This is a genomic window from Emticicia fontis (genome assembly GCF_054779675.1).
This window is the reverse complement of sequence record NZ_BAAGXU010000037.1, coordinates 680,592-701,733: the sequence shown is the minus strand read 5'-3', so window position 1 is coordinate 701,733 and position 21,142 is coordinate 680,592. Positions and strand designations below refer to the sequence as shown.

The window sequence follows — 21,142 nt, the reverse complement described above, 5'->3', positions numbered from 1 at the left end:
GCCTTTATCTCACCCAGAAGGCGTGGCATAATTATTTATGCACCCATCCCAAAACCGCACACCCCGTCCCATTTTCGGACACTTTTCCAAAATCCAAAATCACATAAACACTTCACAATCAACCAATTACTAATTGGCACATTGATTGAAAGAGATATATTGTATTTGTTCCAAAAATGAACACATACAATAAGCCTCAACACATACAAAATTAGAAAAAGCTATGGATAAGGAAATCTCAATACAAGAGGTTCGGAAACAGAAAAGTAAAAACTGGATGATTGCCGTGGTGGCGCTTGCAGCCATTGCCCTCATTGTCTGGTGGGTGCGGCACTCGCTCTTGTCTTCTATCAGTAAATCAGAAATCAGAACGGCTGTGGCCGAAATGGGAGCCGTTGAAAACACCCTCACGGCTTCGGGAGAAGTACAGCCGGAGTTTGAGCAGGTCATTACCAGCCCTATTACCGCCGTTATTCAGCAAGTGCTACTCGATGCCGGAACCACCGTAAAAGCCGGAGAGAAGATTCTGGAACTAGACAAAGAAGCCACTCAACTGACTTTCGACAAAGAAAAAGATGAGGTCGAACTCAAGAAAAACAAAGTAGTCAAACTACGCCTTGATTTAGACAAGAGCTTCTACGACCTCAAAATCAACGACTCTATCAAGGCCATGAAAATCTCTAGCCTGAAAGCCGATGTAGAAAATGCCAAACGTCTGCAAAAGGCCGGAGGTGGTACCCGTGAAGCCATCGAAACAGCAGAAATGAACCTCCGCATTGCCGAGCTCGAGAAAAAACAACTCGAAAACGACCTCAAAATCAAGCAGCAAACCATGCGTGCTGACATTAAGGATTCGGAACTTTCGGCACAGATTCAGGAAAAACAGTTGATGGAATACCAGAGCAAACTACAAAAAGCCAATATAATCGCCAACCGTCCCGGAGTGCTGACGTATGTCAACAAAAACCTGGGTTCGAAGGTATCAGAGGGCGAAATTCTGGCACGCCTGGCCGATTTGGGCAGTTTCAAAATCATCGGCTCTATCTCTGATAATTATGCCACGCAGGTAAAAATCGGGATGCCTGTCATCATCCGCATCAACGATACCCAACTGCGCGGCAGCCTGACCAATATTCAGCCATCCGTACAAAACAATGTATTGAGTTTCGATGTGGCACTCAATAGCAAAAGCACCGACCTGCTTCGCCCCAAACTGAAAGTAGAGGTTTATCTGATTACAGCTGCTCAACAAAATGTAGTGCGTGTAGCCAATGGCCCGGCATTTAAGGGAGCATCTATGCAAGAGGTTTTTGTGCTGAGAAAAGACGGCAAAGCCGAAAAACGGACAGTTAAGGTGGGTTTAGCCAACTTCGATTACGTAGAAATCATCGAAGGTATCAAACCTGGCGAAACAGTCATTATCTCAGATTTAAGCGAATACAAAAACACCAAAGAATTAGAAATCAAGTAGACACCTATTCGCTAATTCACCATTCGCGATTACCCAATTATGAAACAGCTCATTTACATACTATTCTTATACCTCCTGACCCATACCTACACCTCGCAGGCACAAGGCATTACCCGCCTGACGCTGCCAGAAGTGGTGGAAATGGCCAAAGGACAGTCTATTGCAGCGCGGCAGGCATCCACCACCAAAGAAACCAAGTATTGGGAGTGGCGCACGTTTCAGTCGAACTATAAACCACAGTTGACTTTAAACGGAAATCTGCCGGCCTTTACCCGCTCGTTTGTGCAGGTGGTGCAGCCTGATGGCACCATTCAGTTCCAGCCTGTCCGCTATAACAATTCCTCACTCAACTTGTCTTTAAGTCAATCGGTGATGCAAACAGGTGGACAAATCTATGCCACCACCGAATTGCAACGATTCGATGATTTTGCCCGAAAAAACACCTTATATAACAGTACGCCCTTTGCCATAGGTTATTCACAACCCATTCTCCGGTTCAATTCCATGAAATGGGATAAGAGAATCGAGCCCCTGAAATACGACGAAAGCCGTCAGGTTTTTATCGAATCGCTGGAGAAAATAGCCGTAAAGTCAACCGAATATTTCTTCAATCTATTGCTGGCACAAGTGAATCTGCAAATTGCCGAAACCAATCTTGCCAACACAGAAACGATTGTAAAAATAGCCAATGAGAAATACGAAATCGGCAAAACCACCCGCAACGAAATCCTGCAATTGCAGCTCGAATCACTCAAAGCTCAAAAGGCCATTGGTACAGCCAAACGTGATTTAGAAATTGCCACCCTGAATCTAAAAGCCTATATAGGTTTACAGACAGATACCCGATTAGAACTGCAAGTCCCTGCCGAAACATCAGCCATCCCAATCTCTAACCAGATTGCCTTGGAACAGGCTTTTGAAAACCGCTCGGATGCCATTTCGTTCCGCCGCCTGATTCTGGAGGCCGACCGCGCGGTGTCTAAAGCCATCGGCGATAATGGTCTGAATATGACGCTCACGGCCACTCTTGGCTTCTCAAACACAGGTTTGCGGATACCAGAATTGTACCAGAAACCCCAGAGTCAGGAATCAGTACAATTGCAGTTAGACATCCCGATTCTTGATTGGGGACGCTCTAAATCAAGAACCAAAACAGCCGAAGCCCAGAAAAAACTGGCAGAGTATACGGTTGAGCAATTGAAACAGACGTTCAGGCAGGAAATTTACACGCAGGTAACACTTTTTGAAATGTTGAGGAATCAGCTAAGCCTGACCGCTCAGGCCGATAGTATTGCCTCCGAAAAATATCAGATAGCGCAAGACCGGTATGTATTAGGCAACCTGAGTATCACCGATTTAAGTATAGCCTTTCAGGAAAAAGACCAGGCCAAACGAGATTACATAAACGCCCTGAAAGACTATTGGTCAACACACTATCAATTAAGGTACCTGACGCTTTATGATTTTGAAAAGAATCGGAAGATATTGGGGGAAATGGCGAATTAGTGAATGGTGCATTAGCGAATAATAATTTGCCACAATATACACGATTGTGTACCACGTAATACAATGATCTATTATCTCATAATTCCCGTACTATTCACTAATTCACCATTCGCAATTCACAATTAAAGCATTAACTCATTAAATAAAATACAATTATGATCAAGTTAAAAAACATCGAAAAAGTTTATCGAACCAGTACCATCGAGACCCTCGCCCTCAATGAAATTAACCTTGAAGTAGGCAAAGGAGAATTTCTGTCTATTATGGGGCCATCGGGCTGTGGCAAAAGTACCCTGCTCAACATCATGGGTCTCTTAGATTTACCTTCCAAAGGAGAAATTACGGTAGACAACGAGACTATCAGCGGTTTTTCTGATAAAAAACTGGCGCATTTCCGCAACCAGAAACTAGGCTTTATTTTCCAGAGCTATCACCTGATTAATGATTTACCTGTGCTGGATAACGTAGAATTACCCCTGCTCTACCGTTCTTCATCAGCGAGTGAGCGCACCCAACTGGCAACAGAAGCCTTACAAAAAGTAGGCTTAAGCAACCGTATGAAACACTATCCAACCCAATTATCCGGTGGACAAAAACAACGCGTAGCCATTGCCCGTGCCATTGTTGGCAGACCTGAAATTATACTAGCCGATGAGCCTACCGGAAACCTCGACAGCGCCATGGGCAACGAAATCATGGATATCCTGATTGGTTTGAATAAGAATGACGGCACCACCATCGTAATGGTAACTCACGACGAAAACATGGCCAAGAAAACAAATAGATTGGTAAGACTATTTGATGGCACGCAGGTAATGTAAGAATTTAGTGATTGAGCGAATGAGTGATTGAGTGATTAATTATTGAACGATTGTGCGCCATTGTGCCTATTTGTGTACATCATGGCAAAAAATTCAAAGTTAAATATCCACTTTTCACTAATTCAAAATAATCACTCAATCACTAATTCACTCAATCACTCAATAAATATTATCTCTCATGTTAAAGAATTATCTAAAAATAACATTCGCTGTCTTGAAACGTCGGAAATTCTTCACGTTCATCAGCCTCTTTGGTATCAGTTTCACCTTGTTGATACTGGTTGTCATTACTTCGTTCATCGACCATCTCGTTTCGGCGGGTTATCCTGAAATGAACCGCGAACGCTCGCTTTACGTCGAAAAAATGGTATTGCAGGATACCACCCAACAGGGTATGAACAGCTCTCCGGTGAGTCTGTATTTTATCAAGAATTATGTCTTGAAAATGACAACCCCAGAGATGATTGCTTACGCAACCTATCCGAATACCTTAAACGCTTATGCCAATCAGAATAAAATAAAACTGATGTTTAAGCATACCGATGCCAATTTCTGGAATGTTACCAGTTTTGATTTTATAGAGGGAAAACCCTATACCAAGCAAAACATCGACAACAACGACTTCGTGGTGGTAATTAATGATGATACGCGTGATAAATACTTCGGCAAAGGCGTGTCGGTTGTGGGTAAAACACTAGAGTTAGACAATGTCAATTACCGCATCATTGGTGTGGTGCGTGGCTGCCCGATTACACGTATTTATGTGGCATCTGATGTATATCTACCTTATAATACAGCCAAAAGAGACCAGACGCAGGAACGTCTGGGAGGTAATTATGTGGCACTTTTATTGGCCAGAAATAAAGCTGATTTCCCGAAAATCAAAGCCGAATATCAGTCTATTATAAAAAAATTACCTTTGACAAGCCCTGATAAATGGTTTAAACCCAACAAAGTCACCTCAACAGCTGATACCTTTGTGGGTTCGTTTCTGAGTCAGTTTACGCATTCAGATGGCGACACCAAAGTACACTATCTCTATATGGCACTCATCGGTTTTGCCTTGTTGTTCATGTCGTTGCCTGCTATTAATCTGGTCAATGTCAATATCAGCCGGATTATGGAGCGCGCTTCCGAAATCGGTATCCGCAAAGCATTTGGCGCTTCTTCCAGAGTACTTACTTATCAGTTTGTTATCGAAAATATCATCCTTACACTCATAGGCGGCTTCATAGCCCTGATTCTATCGGTAGGTGTCATTTATTTTATCAATACCAGTGGAATGATTGACTATGCCGACCTCACCATTAACTGGAAGGTTTTCATGGTAGCTGTTATCGTAAGTCTGGTTTTCGGATTGCTATCCGGCGTTTATCCGGCCTGGCGTATGTCTCGTTTGCAGGTGGTCAATGCCCTGAAAGGCGGAGAATAATTGCGCATAACCAATCACATTCAAATCATTACAATTATGTTAAAACATCTTTTTAAACTAATATGGAAGAAGAAAAAGAGCAACTTTCTGATGATGCTCGAAATCTTCGTATCCTTTCTGATATTATTTGCCGTGTGGAGTCTGAGCGTGTATAATTACCGCAATTATTCCAAACCATCTGGCATCGACCACGAAAACGTATGGGCGGTATTCATCGATTTCAATACCGATAACGATAGCCTCAAAAATATCTATCGTGATCTGGTTCGCCAGAAACTCAAAACATACCCCGAAATCGAGGCCTTTTCGTTCAGTTCCAGCAATATGCCTTATAGTTTCAGTTCGTCAAACAATAAGTATAATTATAAAAAGAATGAGTCGATGACCGAAATGATGAGCGTTGACCCGACTTATCCTGCGGTGCTGAACCTAAAACTGGCAGAAGGCCGCTGGTTTACCGAAGGCGACAAAGTGCAGAAAATCAAACCGGTGATTATCACACAGTTTCTGAAAGATAAATTGTTTGGCAACGAAAATGCGTTGGGTAAGATTATCGGAGAAAATGACGGCAGACGTCAGGTAATAGGTATCATGAGTCATTTCAAATTTGAAAACGATTTCCAGCCAGAATCTGCCTGTTTGATACAACCCCTGGAAGCATGGCCGACGGATATGCTCGTGCGCGTAAAACCCGGCACAACCGTAGAAACCGAAGCCAGAATCTCAAAAGATTTAGTAAAACTGGGCAAAGACTGGTCGGTAGAAGTACAGCACCTCGATAATATGAAAGACAACAAAAACCGCCTCATCTGGGTACCCATTCTGATATTGTTCATTGTTTGCAGCTTCCTGATTTTCAATGTGGCACTCGGTCTTTTCGGTGTATTATTCCAGACTATCAGCCGTCGCAAACAGGAAATCGGTGTTCGCCGCGCCATTGGTGCCACCAAAAGCCATATCTTATGGCATTTCGTAGGCGAAACCGCTGTTATCACTACCTTTGGCATTATTCTGGGTTTGTTCTTTGCCATCCAGTTCCCATTGCTGAATGTCTTTGACATCGACGCCTTCGTGTACGTAATGGGCATTGCACTGGCGGTAGTCTCGATTTATATCCTGGTTATAGCCTGCGCCCTATTCCCAAGCAAACAAGCCTCAGAGATTTATCCGGCCGTTGCCTTGCATGAGGAATAGATAAGGGATTTTATTGGTTATATTTGTGAAAATAAAAATACCCCATCCCCAACCCTTCCCCAACTGTGGGGAAGGGGGTTTTATTCCCACCCCACTGTTGGGGAGGGTTAGGGTGGGGTTTAATACCCTAGTATGCTCCTAATCATTGACGACGACATAGCCGTACGCACCTCTCTTTCCCTTTTAATGAAAAAAGAGGGCTTCGATTTCACCGCTGTGGGTTCACAGCAGGAGGCATTGTCGTTTTTACAAATCGAGGTACCGGATTTGGTGATTCTGGATATGAATTTCTCAAACGATACCTCCGGCGACGATGGCCTGACATTGTTGGAGAAAATCAAGAAAATCAACAATAGCATTCCGGTGATATTGATTACCGGATGGGCAACCATTGATCTGGCCGTGAAAGGCATGAAACTAGGTGCCAGCGATTTCATCAATAAACCCTGGCAAAATGCGCACCTGATGCAATCTATCCGTACTATACTCGATTTATCGGAAAAGAAAACCCTGACGCTGACACGCAAAAAACTGGATGCCCAATACAATTTCAGCCAGTTGATAGGCGAAGACGCCGAGTTTCTGAAGATACTGGAGACAATAGGCAGGGTAGCTTCCACCGATGCCTCAGTGTTGATTATGGGTGAGAGCGGAACGGGTAAAGAACTCATTGCCGAGGCTATTCACCAGAATAGCCAGCGCAACAGGAAGCCCTTTGTAAAAGTCAATCTCGGAGGTATTTCTACCAGTTTATTCGAATCAGAAATGTTCGGGCACATTCGTGGAGCATTTACCGATGCCCGCTACGACCGCGTGGGTCGCTTTGAAATGGCCAACAAAGGCACCATCTTCCTCGACGAGATCGGTGATCTGGATATGAGTAGTCAGGTGAAATTACTAAGGGTTTTGCAAGACCGAACCTACGAAGTGCTGGGCAGCAGCCGCACCAAAACCCTTGATGTGCGGGTGGTATGCGCCACCAATAAGAATTTAGAAGAAAGTGTACAGAAAAACGCTTTCAGAGAAGATTTACTCTACCGCATCAACCTGATTACGATTAACCTTCCTCCTCTGCGCAAACGTCCGAATGATATTCCCTTGCTGGTGAATTTCTTTGTGCAGAATCTGAGAGAAATCTATAATCGTCCGAATCTAAGGGTGAATCAGGAAGCTATGAAATGGCTCAAACAACTACCTCTTCCGGGCAACATCCGCCAGTTGAAAAATTTGGTGGAGCGAACCATTCTGGTGAGCAATCATGATACTTTAGAAGTAAGCGATTTTCAGGCACAATGGCAACCCACAGCCCGCAAGCCAAGCTCGGTGGCATTGCCAGAAGTAGGCAGCATGACACTCGAAGAAATGGAAGTGCAGATGATTAAACGGGCGCTGGAGTTTCATAAGGGCAAGGTAATGACGGTAGCCAAGGCGCTTGGCTTGACACGCAGCGCTTTATATCGTAGATTGGAGAAATATAATATCCCGCATGATGAAGATCCGGACTAAGTTTTTGCTTTTTATGGTGGTCATTCACTCCACCATGATTGGCCTTTCTTTCTATATTTTTAAGGATAACGAGCTTGTCTTTATTGCTTCTGAGGTTCTCGTACTCATTTCCATATTCATTGCGTGGCAGTTATATAACGATTTAATTGCGCCCATCCGACTGCTCATGACAGGCATTGATGCCATGCGCGATAAGGATTTCAGCGTAAAATTCCTGAAAATTGGCAAGATTGAAATGGATATGCTGATTGATGTCTACAACGGCATGGTCGACCAGCTCAGGCACGAACGCACCCAACAGGAACAACAACATTATTTCCTTGAGAAACTAGTTCAGACCTCTCCCACTGGCATCCTGATTCTTGATTTTGATGACAAAATCGCCAACATCAACCCAAAAGTATGTGAGATATTGGGCCTGGAGGCTGAAACACTCATTGGCAAATCTATCTTTGATTTCGATAAAATATTGCTGCAAGCCATCAGCACCCTGAAAACAGGTGAGGCTAAAACCATCTCTCTCAACGGTATTCAGACCTATAAATGCCAGAAATCACATTTTATCGACAGAGGTTTCCCCAGATATTTTGTGATGATAGAAGAACTGACAGCCGAAATTCTGCAAGCCGAAAAGAAAGCCTACGGCAAGGTAATCAGGATGATGGCACACGAAGTAAACAACTCCATCGGCTCAGTTAATTCGATTCTGGACACCACCATGCAATTACAGGAAAATGAGTCAGACGTTAAATATGCCCTTGAAATAGCCATTCAGCGCAACGACCATCTCAACTATTTCATGCGCAATTTTGCCGACATGGTTCGCCTGCCCGAGCCTCGCCCTGAAAAAGTAGATTTGAATGAATTATTACAGAATTCCGTACGGTTAATGGAGTTCAGGGCATCCGCTTCGGGCATTAAACTAGCCATGAAACTCACCGAAATGCCCTTCCTGATTTCAGCAGATTTGCACCAGTTAGAGCAGGTAATCATCAATATTATCAAAAACGCGATAGAATCCATAGAAATCCGTAGGCTCCGCAACCCCGATACTTCCCCTGATGGCCTAATCACCATCCAGACCACCTTCAAACCCAAACAACTCACCATCGAAGACAATGGTTTAGGCATTTCACCGGCAGTAGAACAGCAATTATTCTCCCCATTCTTCACCACCAAAGAAAACGGCCAGGGCATCGGCCTGACCCTCATCCGTGAAGTTCTGGTAAATCACAATTTCCAATACTCTCTAAAAACCAATGAAGACAAGCTGACGGCGTTTCAGATAAGGTTTTAAGCTGGCACCGTGGCACGAGTAACAAAGGCTATTTACACACGCTGAATACATAATACCATTGAAAGGCCATTGAATTCTATTTCATCAGATACCCCAAAACTTCTTTCTCTCCCACCCGTATTTTAATGATATACTGAGCAGACGATTCTTCAACAATCCAGCTGATATTCAGTTCATTATTTTTGTTCTTCTCTGCCAGATACGCCGCCCGCAACTCGTTATTGGCAGGCTCATTCAAAAACTGAAAAAGACCAGGTTTATAAGGCTCTTTACTGGCAATATGCTGAAAAATCGGGCCGCTGCTAGTTGAAGTTGACGAAGCCACAACATTAACACAACCACTCATGGTAGCCGTAAACCGAGCTCCTTGTTGTGTCTCAAAACCCGGATTAAGTGTAATATACTTATTGGCATTATAGCTGGCCTTTACGTTGGTATTAATCTTATTACTACCTACAATATATTTCTCTACCTTCACATCCGTTTCCTCTGCGATGGCGCTGGCGATGTTCATGAATTCGGGGCAATTCAAATCCCACACCCAGAGCTCTTTTCCGTTGATGCCATCATCAGCCGCAAAATAGAGTTTATTGTTAAGATAGAAATACTCCGTAATATTCATATAAGTTCTATTCAGCTCTTTCTGGCGGATAACTTTCACCAGATTCGTGCCCGCAGATGTGCCGTCAGACGCCCACAATTCATGTCTGGCCGTATTAGGAGTTATATCAAAAACCAGTAATTTATCGTTGATATTCTTCATGATAATGGCGTTGGCATCCTGTATGCCATTGGCTAATTGCTGTACCTTAACAGGGGAAGAAACCCCATCAGTGACCCATAACCAATAAGCCGTAGTTGCGGCATCGTAAGCGATAAAAAACAGTTTATTCTTAAAAACCACAGGAACACAGGTACTTGGCACATTACCAAATACCTGCGTATTGGCACTTGACCCATCAGACTTGTATAATTGCTGAGTGCTGCCGTTATAAGCAAGAAAATAGAGATAATTATTATAAACAGCGGGGAAATAAATATAAGCTCCCATTTCCCCAGGATTTATATCTTTTACCAATACAGTGCCCGCATCTGTTCCATCCGTCTTCCATAATTCAAGCCCATATGCAGGATTCTCATAAAGAAATAGCAAAAGGCCATTGGCGGCATAAAATTTAGATTGAATAATGCCTCCTGTCAGGTCTTTTACTAAAACTGTACCGGTTTCGGTGCCATCTGTTTTCCATATCTGGGTATTGTTAAATAAGGTAAAATACAATTGCCCACCATAAATTGCAAAAGCAGTTGGTTCTGCTCCGGGCGAGTTGACTGATAATGCTTTCACTTTATTAATTGTATTGCCATCAGTTTCAAAAAGAGAAAAACCTTGACCATTAGAATTACCAGACTTATAAAAAATCTTATTATTAAAACTCATAAATACACCACCAATAGCATTATGAGAGTGTATAAAGGTAGGTGGCATGGTTTGGCTAAACTTTATTAAGTCATAACTAGCATTGGCAAGTATAATATCGTTATAGGGAACCATTGCCGAAATAATGGCCGAATAATTTACATTAGGATTGTTGCCGGCATTAATATCCATTAGCAGATTAGTATTGGCGGCAGTGCCATCTGTTTTCCATATTTCACGCCCATGTTTTATATCATCAGCCGTGAAATAAACATCATTGCCTAAACTCACAAACTGAGCGGGATTAGAAGAAGTAATAGTTTTATTGATGTTTTTCAACATCATAGTACCTTGGCTCGTACCATTACTTTTCCATAATTCAAAACCATTGGTGGCATCAAAGGCCACAAAATAATAGGTATCACCAACTACAGCCACCTGGTTATTTAAAGAGCCGGTAGAGAAATCCGGGTTCAGCGTATTAATATTCACTGTTCCGGCAGTAGTTCCATCACTCACCCAGTGCTCGGTAATGTTTTCAAACATACTATTACTGTAGCCCACTATTAAAAGAGACCCATTAATAGTAATGAATCTCACTGATATGGCCTATGAAATACCCTCGGGAGATACCGCACAGTATCAATAGTTAAGAGCCTGATTCAGACGATTATTAGAAACCACTCAAAGGTACAGAAGATTTTTTGAGACTTGATGATTATTAAATTTTTCAGAAACTCTTGAAAAAATCCCGACTTATACAATCTATTTCAATCATTCTGGCATAAAAAATGCGGGCAAATAACAAGATAATCAAAAACCTATATATGCTGCGCTATCTTCCTGTTTTAATATTCCTTTTTCTTTTATCGTGCAAAACAAGCAACGAAGTAATTGAACAAAAAAACTCGTGCTTTCTGGAAAAGTCAACACAGGAAAATGGTGAAGACGTGAACACAATAACGTATGATGCCAAACACAGACCTGTCAGTTTTTCGGCAGCTAATAAAAAAAACAATTTCACCATTACCTATAATGAGGCAAATAATACCAGCCTTATGAAAAGCTATCTTTTTGGAGAAATAGCCATTACTTATACCCCAGACAAGAAAATAGCAAATGTCAGCTCAGGCAATGGTAAATTTGAATTTAAATATGACGCTAAAAATATCTCTGAAATAAATTTCGAATCTTCAAGCACCCCGATTATCAATAGCCGAAGCAAACTTACTAATTTCAGGTTCGAATACACTGGCGAAAATGTATCTAAGGTATTTATGAACAATGGTAATGCCATTAAAAACTTTTTAGTTTTTGAAGGCATTCAATATGATAATAAGAAAAGTATTTTCCCGCAGGAGATAAAAGAATATTGGCTTATTACCACAATCCTGAACTACATTGTTATCAGTTATACCCTAGATTTTTCATCTATAAGCAAGAATAATGCCCTGTCAATAAAAGCCTATAATCCTAGTACTGCCGTTTTTGAAAATTATCAATATAACTATAGCTATAACTCGAACGATTACCCGATACAAATCCAGTATAAACTCAGTAATAACTCTATTATGAAGTATAACTATACTTACAGTTGTTTTTAATCATAAAAAACACAGGATAGCGTCACCGGATATTCTTCCTGATCCTACTCAACGAAGACTGCGTAATGCCCAGATACGAAGCCAGATAAGACAGTGGAATTCGGTTAGCCAGCTTAGGGAATTTTTCCAGAAAAGATAAATAGCGCTCGGTGGCATCTTCGGCCATCATCATGCTTATTTTATTCACTTTATCGGCTAATCCCTTCGCTGTTATTTTCGCCACAATCGCATCCCATTGGATAATCGTCATCGATAAATCCTTCATGGCACTTTTGGTCAGCACAAAGTAGCTACAATCTGTAATAGCCTGTATATACTCAGTCGAAGGGATTTCCTGATTATAGCTATTGATATCGGCCAGAAAATTGTTTTCATCAATAAAATACTTCGTAATCTCGTCGCCTTTATTATTATAATAACACACCCGCATAATGCCCTCTGTCAGAAAAATCACCTCGCGGGGTATCTTTCCTGCTTCATGGTAATATTCGTCTTTTTTGATTGCTTTCAGCACTGCTTTGCTTTTAATCAACTCAATCTGCTGCTGATTCAGATTACCAAACAGCAATAAATAATTAATCAATGCCTCCATAAAACCATTATTTCATCTGACTCATAATCAGTCTATCAAACAATTTATCCGACAGGATTTTCCTCATAAACAACATCATTTTTGCCCCTGCGGCACCCGTATATCTCGTTTTCGGATTACGGGCTTCAATGCCTTCTCTGATGAGCTTCGCAATCACAACTGGCTCGGCGGCATCTTTTTGTACCGTCTGATACATCTGATTCACACCTCTGGTCAGAGAACCATATACCGTATTGCCCGAAACCCGCATCATATATTCGCTGCCCAGCTCGGTCATTTCAGATTTTGTGCCACCCGGTTCAATCACAATCACATCAATACCAAACTGCTTTACCTCTTTGCGCAAGGCATCACTCAGGCCCTCAATGGCAAATTTACTGGCATGATACCACACACCTATGGGCAAGGTCACTTTCCCTCCCACCGACGAAATATTAACGATTTTGCCATACTGATTTTTCCGCATCATCGGCAGCACCAGTTGTATCAGACGAGCCACGCCAAAAACATTTACATCCATCTGATATTTCGCATCGCTAATAGGCATATCTTCCAGAGCCCCATAATAGCCAGACCCCGCATTATTTACCAGAATATCTACACTCCCTGCCTCTTTCAGAATCTGGTCAATGCAAGCCACCATGCTTTCTTCTTTGGTTACATCCAAAGCAATCGGGTGAATGCCATGCGCTTTCAGATCCTGCATTTTTTCTACCCTACGGGCCGCACCATAAACCTTATACCCATTTTGTGCCAGATATATAGCAGTTGCCTTACCAATCCCTGATGAAGCCCCTGTAACCAAAACCGTCTTTGCCATCTTTATATTTTTTTATTTTAATTAATGATGGCACAAAAGTGGAGCAATAAAAAACAATAATTTTTGCCATTTGGCAAAAAGTGAGTTTGGGTACTGATTATTCAAATTTCGTTTGTTCCAACTGATGGTGTTTTAAAACGCTCGTGTCAAATAGTCAAATCCTTACTCGTCACGCTTTACTCATTCAAAAAGGTTCATACCACACACTCAACCTTTTCCGGTTCTGCTTGCGTGCCAGATTCTTCCATAGCAATTTTATTATGCCCTCCACTAGCCTCCGATTGGTTCTACCCTAAATTTCCGACTTTAAAAGATGCTTTCAAAGTATTCAGAGAGTTTTTTGATAAAATCAAACTGTTAAACCTCTCAGGTCTGACCCTACCCAATAGTGTAAAGACACCCTTTACCAAAAATGAGTTTTCGGTAGCACGATACTTAATTATTTTCTATCAATTCTTAAATCAGGTAAAAATACTGATTGAAATAATATTAATTCTCCGACCTTTGTATCCGATGACACCGCAGAATAAAAATATTAAAAAATACCGAATTATAAATTTTTTTATTCTTAGATTTATCCGCAATTAATTGTCGCTTACACTTTCATCCCTTACCCATTTAGCAAATCCCAAAAGTAATTCTTAAACGCTTTAGAAACAGATAAGCCCTCTTCATCCGGCTTGTCTGATGGCTAAACATGTGCCTCAATGTAATCAATCACTAAAATATTTAACCAAAACTAAACACAAACAAATGTCTACAATCACAAGAAGGAATGCCTGGAATAATGGCGGTACGCTCGACAATCCTGACCTATTATGGTATGCAAAAGCCGTAGGCGTAATGCAATCCCGGGCTTTAAACGACCCGACAAGCTGGTGGTTTTATGCCGCCATTCACGGACAAAGCATTGCGGATAATCCCGGCTGGGGACAAATCCCGATACCACCTAAAGTACCTACCACACCATTACCGTCTCAGAGTTTAATGAGCCAGTATTGGGATCAGTGTCAGCATGGTGGCTGGTTTTTCCCTCCATGGCACCGTGGATACTTATATGCCATTGAGAATATACTTCGCGGAATCATCCAAGAACTGAATGGGCCTGATGATTGGGCGTTGCCTTACTGGAACTATTTTGGCGGTGGAGACCAGTTCAAGATACCACCTGCTTTCATACAATTGTCTTTACCTGATGGCACTACCAATCCTCTTTTAGTAAATGCCCGGTATGGCCCCAATAACAACGGAAATGTCTTTGTTCCCTTTGATCGGGGTATTAATCAGAACTGTCAGCAAAACACCGTTTATACGGGTCTTCGTACGCGTTTTTATGGGGGTCTTAAAACAGGTTTTGCGCATTTCTCTGGTGGTACCGGGTCTCTTGAAGGAAATCCGCATAACCCTGTTCATACTGCCGTAGGCGGACAAAATCCTGTTTCGGGTGTCGGTGGACTGATGTCAGACCCGGATACAGCAGGTCTTGACCCTATCTTCTACCTCCACCACTGCAACATTGACCGGATGTGGGCCGCCTGGAATGCAGCAGGTAATAGCAATCCAACTGACCCTGACTGGCTCAACGGGCCTACGGCTACCGGAGACCGCAAATTTTATATGCCGAATCCGGATAGTACTCCCTGGGAATTTACACCTGAAATGGTAGATAGCATCAGCCAGCTAAATTATACCTATGAGGACCTTTCTTTAGGGATTACACCGCCAGTTGTTAGCTTAAGTGCCTCAAGATTGCGTAACTTTGGCTTAACAGTGAATGATACTAAAACCCTCGATGAAAATATGGACCAGAATTCAGACTCAGAATTAGTAGGCGCCAGCAGTTCTCCGCTTAAAGTAGATGCCACAGGGGCGCATACAGACATTAAGCTTGATTCTTCAGGATGGAATACCGTAGCCAGAAGTCTTAAGATGAATAATATGGTGAAAAGACTGGATGCCGAGAAACTGCCAGATCAGGTATATCTGCAACTCGAAGGCATCAAAGGAAACGAAGATTCGGTAGTCTGCTCTGTTTCTGTCAATAATCAATATGCAGGGCACCTATCTCTTTTCGGGCTCAGAAAAGCCACCCAGAAAGATGGTCAGCACGGCGGTGGTGGGCTTACAGTAAGGTTCGATATCAGCGATATTGTTGACAAGCTGGAGCTAACCAATTCTATCGATGTCGACGCACTTGATGTGCATATTCAGCCGGTAAATATCATCGCTGAAGGCAATGAACTAACCATAGACCGCGTGAGTATTTACAGAGAAGGACAGGTATAATCTATGAAACCATCAGAAAAAAAACGAAGGCTGATTAGTCTTGTCATTATTGGCATAAGTGTCCTTGTATGGATTGTACTTCTGTTCAATCCGGGCCATATCATGTCGGTGCAGCATTGCCATGTCTCAGACTCAGGCCCATCAAATGCCTCACTTAAAATGCTCTTGGCAATGAATCCTTTCTCGTCTCTGCTGACAGGCTGGGGATTGATGGTAGTGGCAATGATGCTTCCGAAACTGATTTTCCCGATTCAGCTGATTTACGCAAGCAGTTTAAAGCGGCAACGTTTGCTATCTTCGCTGCTTTTCATATTCGGCTATATCGGGGTCTGGATGATCGTAGGTAGCTTCATGATTGCCATCATCCTCGGCGTGCATCTTCTGATGCCCGGCTCATACATTCCGGCAATTGTGCTAGGTATCATTGCCATTATCTGGCAGTTTTCTCCTATCAAACAACGATGCCTGAATCGTGGGCATGACCATTGGACATTAGCCGCATTCGGATGGGCAGCCAATCGTGATGCCATCCTGTTCGGCGTTATGCACGGCGTCTGGTGTGTAGGTGCCGGTTGGGCATTAATGCTATTGCCTATGCTTTTGCCGGTAGGGCACAATCTTGCCATGATTCTAGTCACCTTTATTATGCTCAGCGAGCATCTCGAGCACCCGCAATTCCCTCGTTGGCGAATAGATTTTCGCCTTAAGCTCTTCCGGATTATTGTAGCCCAGACAAAAACCAGACTTCAGGCAAGTTTCGCCAGTTAAAGGCTCTGTTCCGAAAGAAGTATCTCTCAGATTTTCATAAGCCAATCGCAGTGTTGTTTCCGGTCATATCCGGAAATAACACTACGACAAGCTGTTGCCCTGACCCTTCCTGTGTCTGCACAGGAAAGGAGTGGTTGACTATTGCCGTTGGGGTATCAGAAACACCCCTTTGAACGAGAAATTACGCAACTTTTGCTGTATTTTTTTAACTGCACATCAGTATCATTTCAGCAAAAAGAAAGAATCAGAAAACTATCTATAACTACCTAATTAAATTTAAAATCATGATTAATTTTACAGACGAAGAAATGTCGCTTTTTCATTATATCAATGAATTAATGGGCGATAACGAAGCAATCGAATTTGATTTCAACGATCCGAAACAATTTGATTTTGCGGTGATGCTGACCCAAAAAAGCTTTGACACAAAATTATATCCCGGCAAGCTTCGTGCCTTGCAGGTACAGCAAAAACAGCACCTTTCCGAAGGGTTTAAGGCAAGTGTAAGCGACGCGTCAGATTCTTTTGCTACCAATTTCAATATAGCCGGCATCGGGCTCAATCCAACTTATAATACCGTTGCGTCTAATGGCTTAGGCACCGTACCGGGGGGGTTCGGCAATATGAACCTCACACTATTGGTGATGGATAATGTCAGCCAGCAATTTGTGGCCAACGGAACCAACCAGGGGTTTGGGAATACAGTTCTTGGCGTAGAAACAACACCCAATCCGCAGGGCAGCACCAGTATCAATGTCACCTCCTATCTGCAATACAGCTACTCAAATGCGCAGACTCTGTCACAGGTTTCAGGAATGGTAAAAAGAAGCCTCAACAATGCCGTGACAAGCGACCCGACCGTAAGCACACCCGTTGTGACCCGTAACAACCCGACCCAAAAACCTAACATTGTGATAGGTCTGAACCGGCCAGTTTTCAGTCAGGGAGGGAATTCTGATATGGATTATTGCTACTATGACCCTAACATGGTCAACCAGCCATTAGGCAGAATTCCATTTGTCGGAAGCGTGTCCTTTAATCAGCCTATACGCCCCTTACAGCAGGGTAGCACACTCCAGCTCACCATCAATGTCACCAATATAAGCTCGGGCGGTGCGCTCACTACCTTGCAGGTATCCAATCTCAATCAGGTGTATGCCGCATTTTCCTTAAGTTCAGATTCAAAGACATTATTGTGGAACTTACCGCCACCACAAAGCCAGACAAACCTCGGGCAGCCGATTATGTTTCAGAACATCACCTGGCCATCCGACCTCCAGGCACTTTTCTATTGCAATATTGCCGTGATACTGCAGGATGGTACGCCGGGTTTTGCCACCATTCAGAGCCAGTTTACCGGCGACGATAATCCACTGGACGGGATGCTCTCTATCAAGCCAATCAGTTTTATCTGGCATTGCCTGGCAGAAGATACCTACATAACCATGGCTGATGGCAGTGAGAAACCGATTGCCGAGGTGATTTCAGGCGATGAAGTACTTACTGGTGCTTATGGAGAAAAAGGCACGGTGCAATGGACAACTAAAGGCGCCCATCTGGGAGGCGTTTTATTAATTGCCACAGCAAATGGCAAAAAGATTATCACCAGCCATAACCACGTTTTCATGGCAGACGGGGGTGCTGTACCTGCTGACACACTTAGAAAAGGCGACGTAGTGTCAATGCTGGAAGGAAAATCTGAAATAGTTGAGATTGAAACAATATCAGGTTATGAAGGTATGTTCTATAACCTTGCCATTGCCGAAGCACAGGAAGCCTCAGAATTCAATGGAAAAATAGACACATTCGTGGCCAATGGTTTTGTGGTAGGCGACATGAATGCACAACGGGGCATCCAATACCAGCAAAGAAACGATATAAACTGGATAAAAACACAATTGCCGGATTATATGCACGCCGATCTGGAAACTTATTTCAGAAGTAAAGAAAAGCAGGACGTTTAATCTTATTAAGATTATCCGCCTTTCTGAATTCTATGGTGTTTAGCGCTGAAAGAGGTTTGTGTCAACTTCTTTCAGCGCCAAACACCTTTGTAATCTTTATTGTGTACTCACAAATACTTTGCCAGCAAAGCCTTGGTTTTTCTTACGCCTTCTTCTTCATCCCCTTTATTCCCCTCAAATTCTATCCCGATATAGCCTTTGAAGCCTGATTTTTTTACAATGTCTATTAATCTTTTATAATCCATCAGTGGTTGCTCGCCTTTGGCATCAAAATCATAAGTTTTGGCGCTCACACCCTTGGCAAAAGGCAGCATTTCGTTTAAGCCTTTATAACGGTCATATTCTTCCTTGCAACCATCCTGCGTAGTACCCCACGGATGCGAGATACAGAAATTTCCAAAATCAGGCAATGTGCCTACGTTCGGTTTATTCACCTGTTTCATCACCGCAGCCAACCAAAAACCTTTCGACGAATCACTGCCATGGTTCTCAACTACTACATTGATATTCATCGTTTTAGCAAACTCACCTAATCTTGAGAGCGAATCTACCGACGCCGTTTTCTTGGCATTGGTTTCCCCTTCTCCATGCAGATTCACACGCACCGTCAGACAGCCCAGAAACTTGGCTGCTTCTATCCATTTCTTATGGTTCTCAACCGCTTGTAATCTTTCTTTATCATTCGGCAATGCCAGAGACCCTTCGCCGTCAACCATAATCAGATGGTTAAAAACGCCTGCGTCTTTACTCCGTTTCAATACCTCTTTCAGATAATTCTGATTCTTGGCAGCCTCCTTGAAATTCATTTTCTTGCCCCCAAAGAATCCGTTTACATATTCTACCGCATCAATGCCGAATTCCTTTCTGGCTTTGGCAGCAAAATCCAGATGATCCAGTTTGCCGGCTTCCAACATCCGGTGGAACGACCATTCGGCCAATGATAATTTCAATCCTGCCTCTTTGGCTTCAACCAATAATAAAGGATTGATTGCCAGTGACCCCGCACCTACTAAAGCCTGCTTTACAAAAAGTCTTCTTGTCGACATTGTGTTTTTTTTAGTGAGTTAAAGTATTCAGAATTGCAATATAAGTTAATATTGCATAGTCTTAAAACAGGTTCGCTAAACTTATTTTAAGACCATAACAACATCGGGTATAGATACCCTTAATATGAATTCTTATGACTTCATTGCCATTTAAAACCCATGAAGAAGCGACAGAATATTTTGGAATCAAATTTCCAAAACAGTTTGTTGACAATTTGTTGACTATCGACAGTTTCTGTCAGGCAAATCAACTTGATACCTTTGATATTTTGTTTGATGCGTTTGGATTACTCCGAATTGAGGGTGAAGATGCGAGGTATCCGCAGACACCCATTGAATTATTTCCATTTGGTAGTACCGGCTCTAATGGTATACATTATGGTTTTATCATTCATACGACTGAAGAAGACGATTATCCATCCGGAGAGTTTGGCCCTATGGATTTTACTGGTGCTTTTGCAATTGCCAATAGCACCGCAGACCTTTTCCAAAATTTGCTTCACGAAAACTCATTTTTAGAAAGCCATCCGGATTTATTTGAAAAGTTAAATCTGACGAATAAAATTATTGATAGAGAAATGTTTGACATCAATGGAAATATACAGAGCGTAACAGTTAAGCCTAAAAAAGACTGGATGTTTCTGCATACAGCAGATGGAGCCGGAGTATTTGCAGAAAACAAATATTTTAGTATTTATCATCAAACCATGCGCAATACTTTAAATCCACAAAAAAGAATAGAAGAATATCAGAACCTTGCCAATGAAATGAGAAATCTTGGTTTTTATGCCTCTCAACTATATTATCTGAAAGAGTTATATTGGGATGAGTGGACTGATTCAGTAATGGCCAAAGACCTGTTAACACAAATGCTGGAACCATACGAGAAGCTGAATCGACCACATTTATATAATAAAACTAAATGGGTAATTGAAACATTTGACCAACGATATGGCGGGTAAATAACTACCCGATTTTATTAGGTCTGGTTCTACTATCGCTTATTTTTTCACAAATACAATACTCAAAAAAGAAGCGGTAGCAGAAACAACCATTGTGCCTATCATAATTCTCATATCGGCGCTGCCCATTCTGGACAAATCCCAAGGTGCGTAGTCTTCTGAAATAAGTAAAAATAAAAGTATAGAAGTGAGAATTGCACCTATGGGCCTGAACACATACCTCAGCACCTGACGGCTAATCAATTTATTTAATACTATAAAACTCACACAATCAACTACAAAAGTTATAAACGTTGCCACAGCAAGAAGCAGAAAGCCCAAAGCCTCTGTCTTCCCGTCGCGTTCCCGTCCTCCCCCATATTCATAATCGCTTGCCAGAGCTATCACAATAAATATCAATCGCAACAACGCATCAAGGGCAAATAGGCTGATTAGCTTTTTTTTATTTAACATGAA

General features: G+C 42.3%; 17 protein-coding genes. 12 read left to right on the top strand and 5 right to left on the bottom strand.

Features of this window, described 5'->3' with window-relative positions; all coding sequences use genetic code 11:
- The first annotated feature begins 223 nt into the window (after positions 1 to 223).
- The 7 genes from ACYVFA_RS18880 (at position 224) to ACYVFA_RS18850 (ending at position 9,227) form a co-directional block, all read left to right on the top strand.
- Entirely contained in the window at positions 224 to 1,471 is a 1,248-nt protein-coding gene (locus tag ACYVFA_RS18880; RefSeq protein ID WP_460473408.1) for an efflux RND transporter periplasmic adaptor subunit, read from the top strand.
- 39 nt (positions 1,472 to 1,510) lie between these two features.
- Positions 1,511 to 2,977, top strand: coding sequence for a TolC family protein (locus ACYVFA_RS18875; protein ID WP_460473407.1), 1,467 nt, complete (start codon positions 1,511 to 1,513; stop codon positions 2,975 to 2,977).
- A gap of 155 nt (positions 2,978 to 3,132) precedes the next feature.
- Positions 3,133 to 3,798 (top strand): ABC transporter ATP-binding protein, encoded by a 666-nt coding sequence (locus ACYVFA_RS18870; RefSeq protein WP_460473406.1) that lies wholly within the window; start codon positions 3,133 to 3,135, stop codon positions 3,796 to 3,798.
- A gap of 178 nt (positions 3,799 to 3,976) precedes the next feature.
- The gene (locus ACYVFA_RS18865; RefSeq protein ID WP_460473405.1) at positions 3,977 to 5,230 is read left to right on the top strand and encodes an ABC transporter permease; all 1,254 of its coding nucleotides are present in this window, start codon (positions 3,977 to 3,979) and stop codon (positions 5,228 to 5,230) included.
- A gap of 36 nt (positions 5,231 to 5,266) precedes the next feature.
- A complete protein-coding gene (locus tag ACYVFA_RS18860) occupies positions 5,267 to 6,424 on the top strand; it encodes an ABC transporter permease (RefSeq protein WP_460473404.1) in 1,158 nt (385 codons plus the stop codon).
- A 132-nt stretch (positions 6,425 to 6,556) separates the two neighbouring features.
- Positions 6,557 to 7,930 carry a sigma-54-dependent transcriptional regulator gene (locus ACYVFA_RS18855; protein ID WP_460473403.1) on the top strand — a complete coding sequence of 458 codons (1,374 nt, stop codon included), beginning with the start codon at positions 6,557 to 6,559 and terminating at the stop codon, positions 7,928 to 7,930.
- A complete protein-coding gene (locus ACYVFA_RS18850) occupies positions 7,911 to 9,227 on the top strand; it encodes a sensor histidine kinase (protein WP_460473402.1) in 1,317 nt (438 codons plus the stop codon). Before ACYVFA_RS18855 ends, ACYVFA_RS18850 begins: the two co-directional genes overlap by 20 nt.
- A 76-nt stretch (positions 9,228 to 9,303) precedes the next feature.
- Here ACYVFA_RS18850 and ACYVFA_RS18845 read toward each other — a convergent pair whose 3' ends face one another.
- On the bottom strand, positions 9,304 to 11,190 hold the full coding sequence (locus ACYVFA_RS18845) for a 3-coathanger stack domain-containing protein (RefSeq protein WP_460473401.1): 1,887 nt from the start codon (positions 11,188 to 11,190) through the stop codon (positions 9,304 to 9,306).
- A 281-nt stretch (positions 11,191 to 11,471) separates the two neighbouring features.
- Between ACYVFA_RS18845 and ACYVFA_RS18840 the strand changes: the two genes are divergently transcribed.
- Positions 11,472 to 12,248 (top strand): hypothetical protein, encoded by a 777-nt coding sequence (locus ACYVFA_RS18840; RefSeq protein WP_460473400.1) that lies wholly within the window; start codon positions 11,472 to 11,474, stop codon positions 12,246 to 12,248.
- Between the two features lie 22 nt (positions 12,249 to 12,270).
- Here ACYVFA_RS18840 and ACYVFA_RS18835 read toward each other — a convergent pair whose 3' ends face one another.
- Both ACYVFA_RS18835 and ACYVFA_RS18830 read right to left on the bottom strand, forming a co-directional pair.
- The gene (locus tag ACYVFA_RS18835; protein ID WP_460473399.1) at positions 12,271 to 12,840 is read right to left on the bottom strand and encodes a Crp/Fnr family transcriptional regulator; all 570 of its coding nucleotides are present in this window, start codon (positions 12,838 to 12,840) and stop codon (positions 12,271 to 12,273) included.
- Between the two features lie 7 nt (positions 12,841 to 12,847).
- Positions 12,848 to 13,660 carry an oxidoreductase gene (locus ACYVFA_RS18830; protein WP_460473398.1) on the bottom strand — a complete coding sequence of 271 codons (813 nt, stop codon included), beginning with the start codon at positions 13,658 to 13,660 and terminating at the stop codon, positions 12,848 to 12,850.
- Positions 13,661 to 14,413: 753 nt separating this feature from the next.
- On the opposite strand from ACYVFA_RS18830, the gene ACYVFA_RS18825 reads away from it, so the two are divergent.
- The 3 genes from ACYVFA_RS18825 to ACYVFA_RS18815 all read left to right on the top strand — a co-directional run bounded on the left by ACYVFA_RS18825 (position 14,414) and on the right by ACYVFA_RS18815 (position 18,678).
- Complete coding sequence (locus ACYVFA_RS18825; protein ID WP_460473397.1) at positions 14,414 to 15,946, top strand: tyrosinase family protein; 1,533 nt, start codon at positions 14,414 to 14,416, stop codon at positions 15,944 to 15,946.
- Between the two features lie 102 nt (positions 15,947 to 16,048).
- Entirely contained in the window at positions 16,049 to 16,714 is a 666-nt protein-coding gene (locus tag ACYVFA_RS18820; protein WP_460473396.1) for a copper chaperone, read from the top strand.
- 284 nt (positions 16,715 to 16,998) lie between these two features.
- The gene (locus tag ACYVFA_RS18815) at positions 16,999 to 18,678 is read left to right on the top strand and encodes a Hint domain-containing protein (RefSeq protein ID WP_460473395.1); all 1,680 of its coding nucleotides are present in this window, start codon (positions 16,999 to 17,001) and stop codon (positions 18,676 to 18,678) included.
- A 107-nt stretch (positions 18,679 to 18,785) separates the two neighbouring features.
- On the opposite strand, the gene ACYVFA_RS18810 is transcribed toward ACYVFA_RS18815, so the two are convergent.
- Positions 18,786 to 19,724 (bottom strand): sugar phosphate isomerase/epimerase family protein, encoded by a 939-nt coding sequence (locus tag ACYVFA_RS18810; protein WP_460473394.1) that lies wholly within the window; start codon positions 19,722 to 19,724, stop codon positions 18,786 to 18,788.
- Between the two features lie 134 nt (positions 19,725 to 19,858).
- Here ACYVFA_RS18810 and ACYVFA_RS18805 point away from each other — a divergent pair, with 134 nt between their 5' ends.
- Positions 19,859 to 20,686, top strand: coding sequence for a hypothetical protein (locus ACYVFA_RS18805; RefSeq protein ID WP_460473393.1), 828 nt, complete (start codon positions 19,859 to 19,861; stop codon positions 20,684 to 20,686).
- Between the two features lie 39 nt (positions 20,687 to 20,725).
- Here the strand turns inward: ACYVFA_RS18805 and ACYVFA_RS18800 are convergent, their stop codons facing one another.
- Positions 20,726 to 21,139: a hypothetical protein gene (locus ACYVFA_RS18800; protein WP_460473392.1), complete on the bottom strand. Its 414-nt coding sequence runs from the start codon at positions 21,137 to 21,139 to the stop codon at positions 20,726 to 20,728.
- Between the last annotated feature and the right edge of the window lie 3 nt (positions 21,140 to 21,142).

Bases quoted from the DNA above. Each gene is read 5' to 3' on its own strand.
- ACYVFA_RS18870 (WP_460473406.1), top strand. From the start codon at position 3,133: ATGATCAAGTTAAAAAACATCGAAAAAGTTTATCGAACCAGTACCATC.
- ACYVFA_RS18865 (WP_460473405.1), top strand. From the start codon at position 3,977: ATGTTAAAGAATTATCTAAAAATAACATTCGCTGTCTTGAAACGTCGG.
- ACYVFA_RS18830 (WP_460473398.1), bottom strand. From the start codon at position 13,660: ATGGCAAAGACGGTTTTGGTTACAGGGGCTTCATCAGGGATTGGTAAG.
- ACYVFA_RS18825 (WP_460473397.1), top strand. From the start codon at position 14,414: ATGTCTACAATCACAAGAAGGAATGCCTGGAATAATGGCGGTACGCTC.
- ACYVFA_RS18835 (WP_460473399.1), bottom strand. From the start codon at position 12,840: ATGGAGGCATTGATTAATTATTTATTGCTGTTTGGTAATCTGAATCAG.
- ACYVFA_RS18805 (WP_460473393.1), top strand. From the start codon at position 19,859: ATGACTTCATTGCCATTTAAAACCCATGAAGAAGCGACAGAATATTTT.
- ACYVFA_RS18845 (WP_460473401.1), bottom strand. From the start codon at position 11,190: ATGTTTGAAAACATTACCGAGCACTGGGTGAGTGATGGAACTACTGCC.
- ACYVFA_RS18875 (WP_460473407.1), top strand. From the start codon at position 1,511: ATGAAACAGCTCATTTACATACTATTCTTATACCTCCTGACCCATACC.
- ACYVFA_RS18855 (WP_460473403.1), top strand. From the start codon at position 6,557: ATGCTCCTAATCATTGACGACGACATAGCCGTACGCACCTCTCTTTCC.
- ACYVFA_RS18810 (WP_460473394.1), bottom strand. From the start codon at position 19,724: ATGTCGACAAGAAGACTTTTTGTAAAGCAGGCTTTAGTAGGTGCGGGG.
- ACYVFA_RS18880 (WP_460473408.1), top strand. From the start codon at position 224: ATGGATAAGGAAATCTCAATACAAGAGGTTCGGAAACAGAAAAGTAAA.
- ACYVFA_RS18800 (WP_460473392.1), bottom strand. From the start codon at position 21,139: ATGTTAAATAAAAAAAAGCTAATCAGCCTATTTGCCCTTGATGCGTTG.
- ACYVFA_RS18850 (WP_460473402.1), top strand. From the start codon at position 7,911: ATGATGAAGATCCGGACTAAGTTTTTGCTTTTTATGGTGGTCATTCAC.
- ACYVFA_RS18820 (WP_460473396.1), top strand. From the start codon at position 16,049: ATGTCGGTGCAGCATTGCCATGTCTCAGACTCAGGCCCATCAAATGCC.
- ACYVFA_RS18815 (WP_460473395.1), top strand. From the start codon at position 16,999: ATGATTAATTTTACAGACGAAGAAATGTCGCTTTTTCATTATATCAAT.
- ACYVFA_RS18860 (WP_460473404.1), top strand. From the start codon at position 5,267: ATGTTAAAACATCTTTTTAAACTAATATGGAAGAAGAAAAAGAGCAAC.
- ACYVFA_RS18840 (WP_460473400.1), top strand. From the start codon at position 11,472: ATGCTGCGCTATCTTCCTGTTTTAATATTCCTTTTTCTTTTATCGTGC.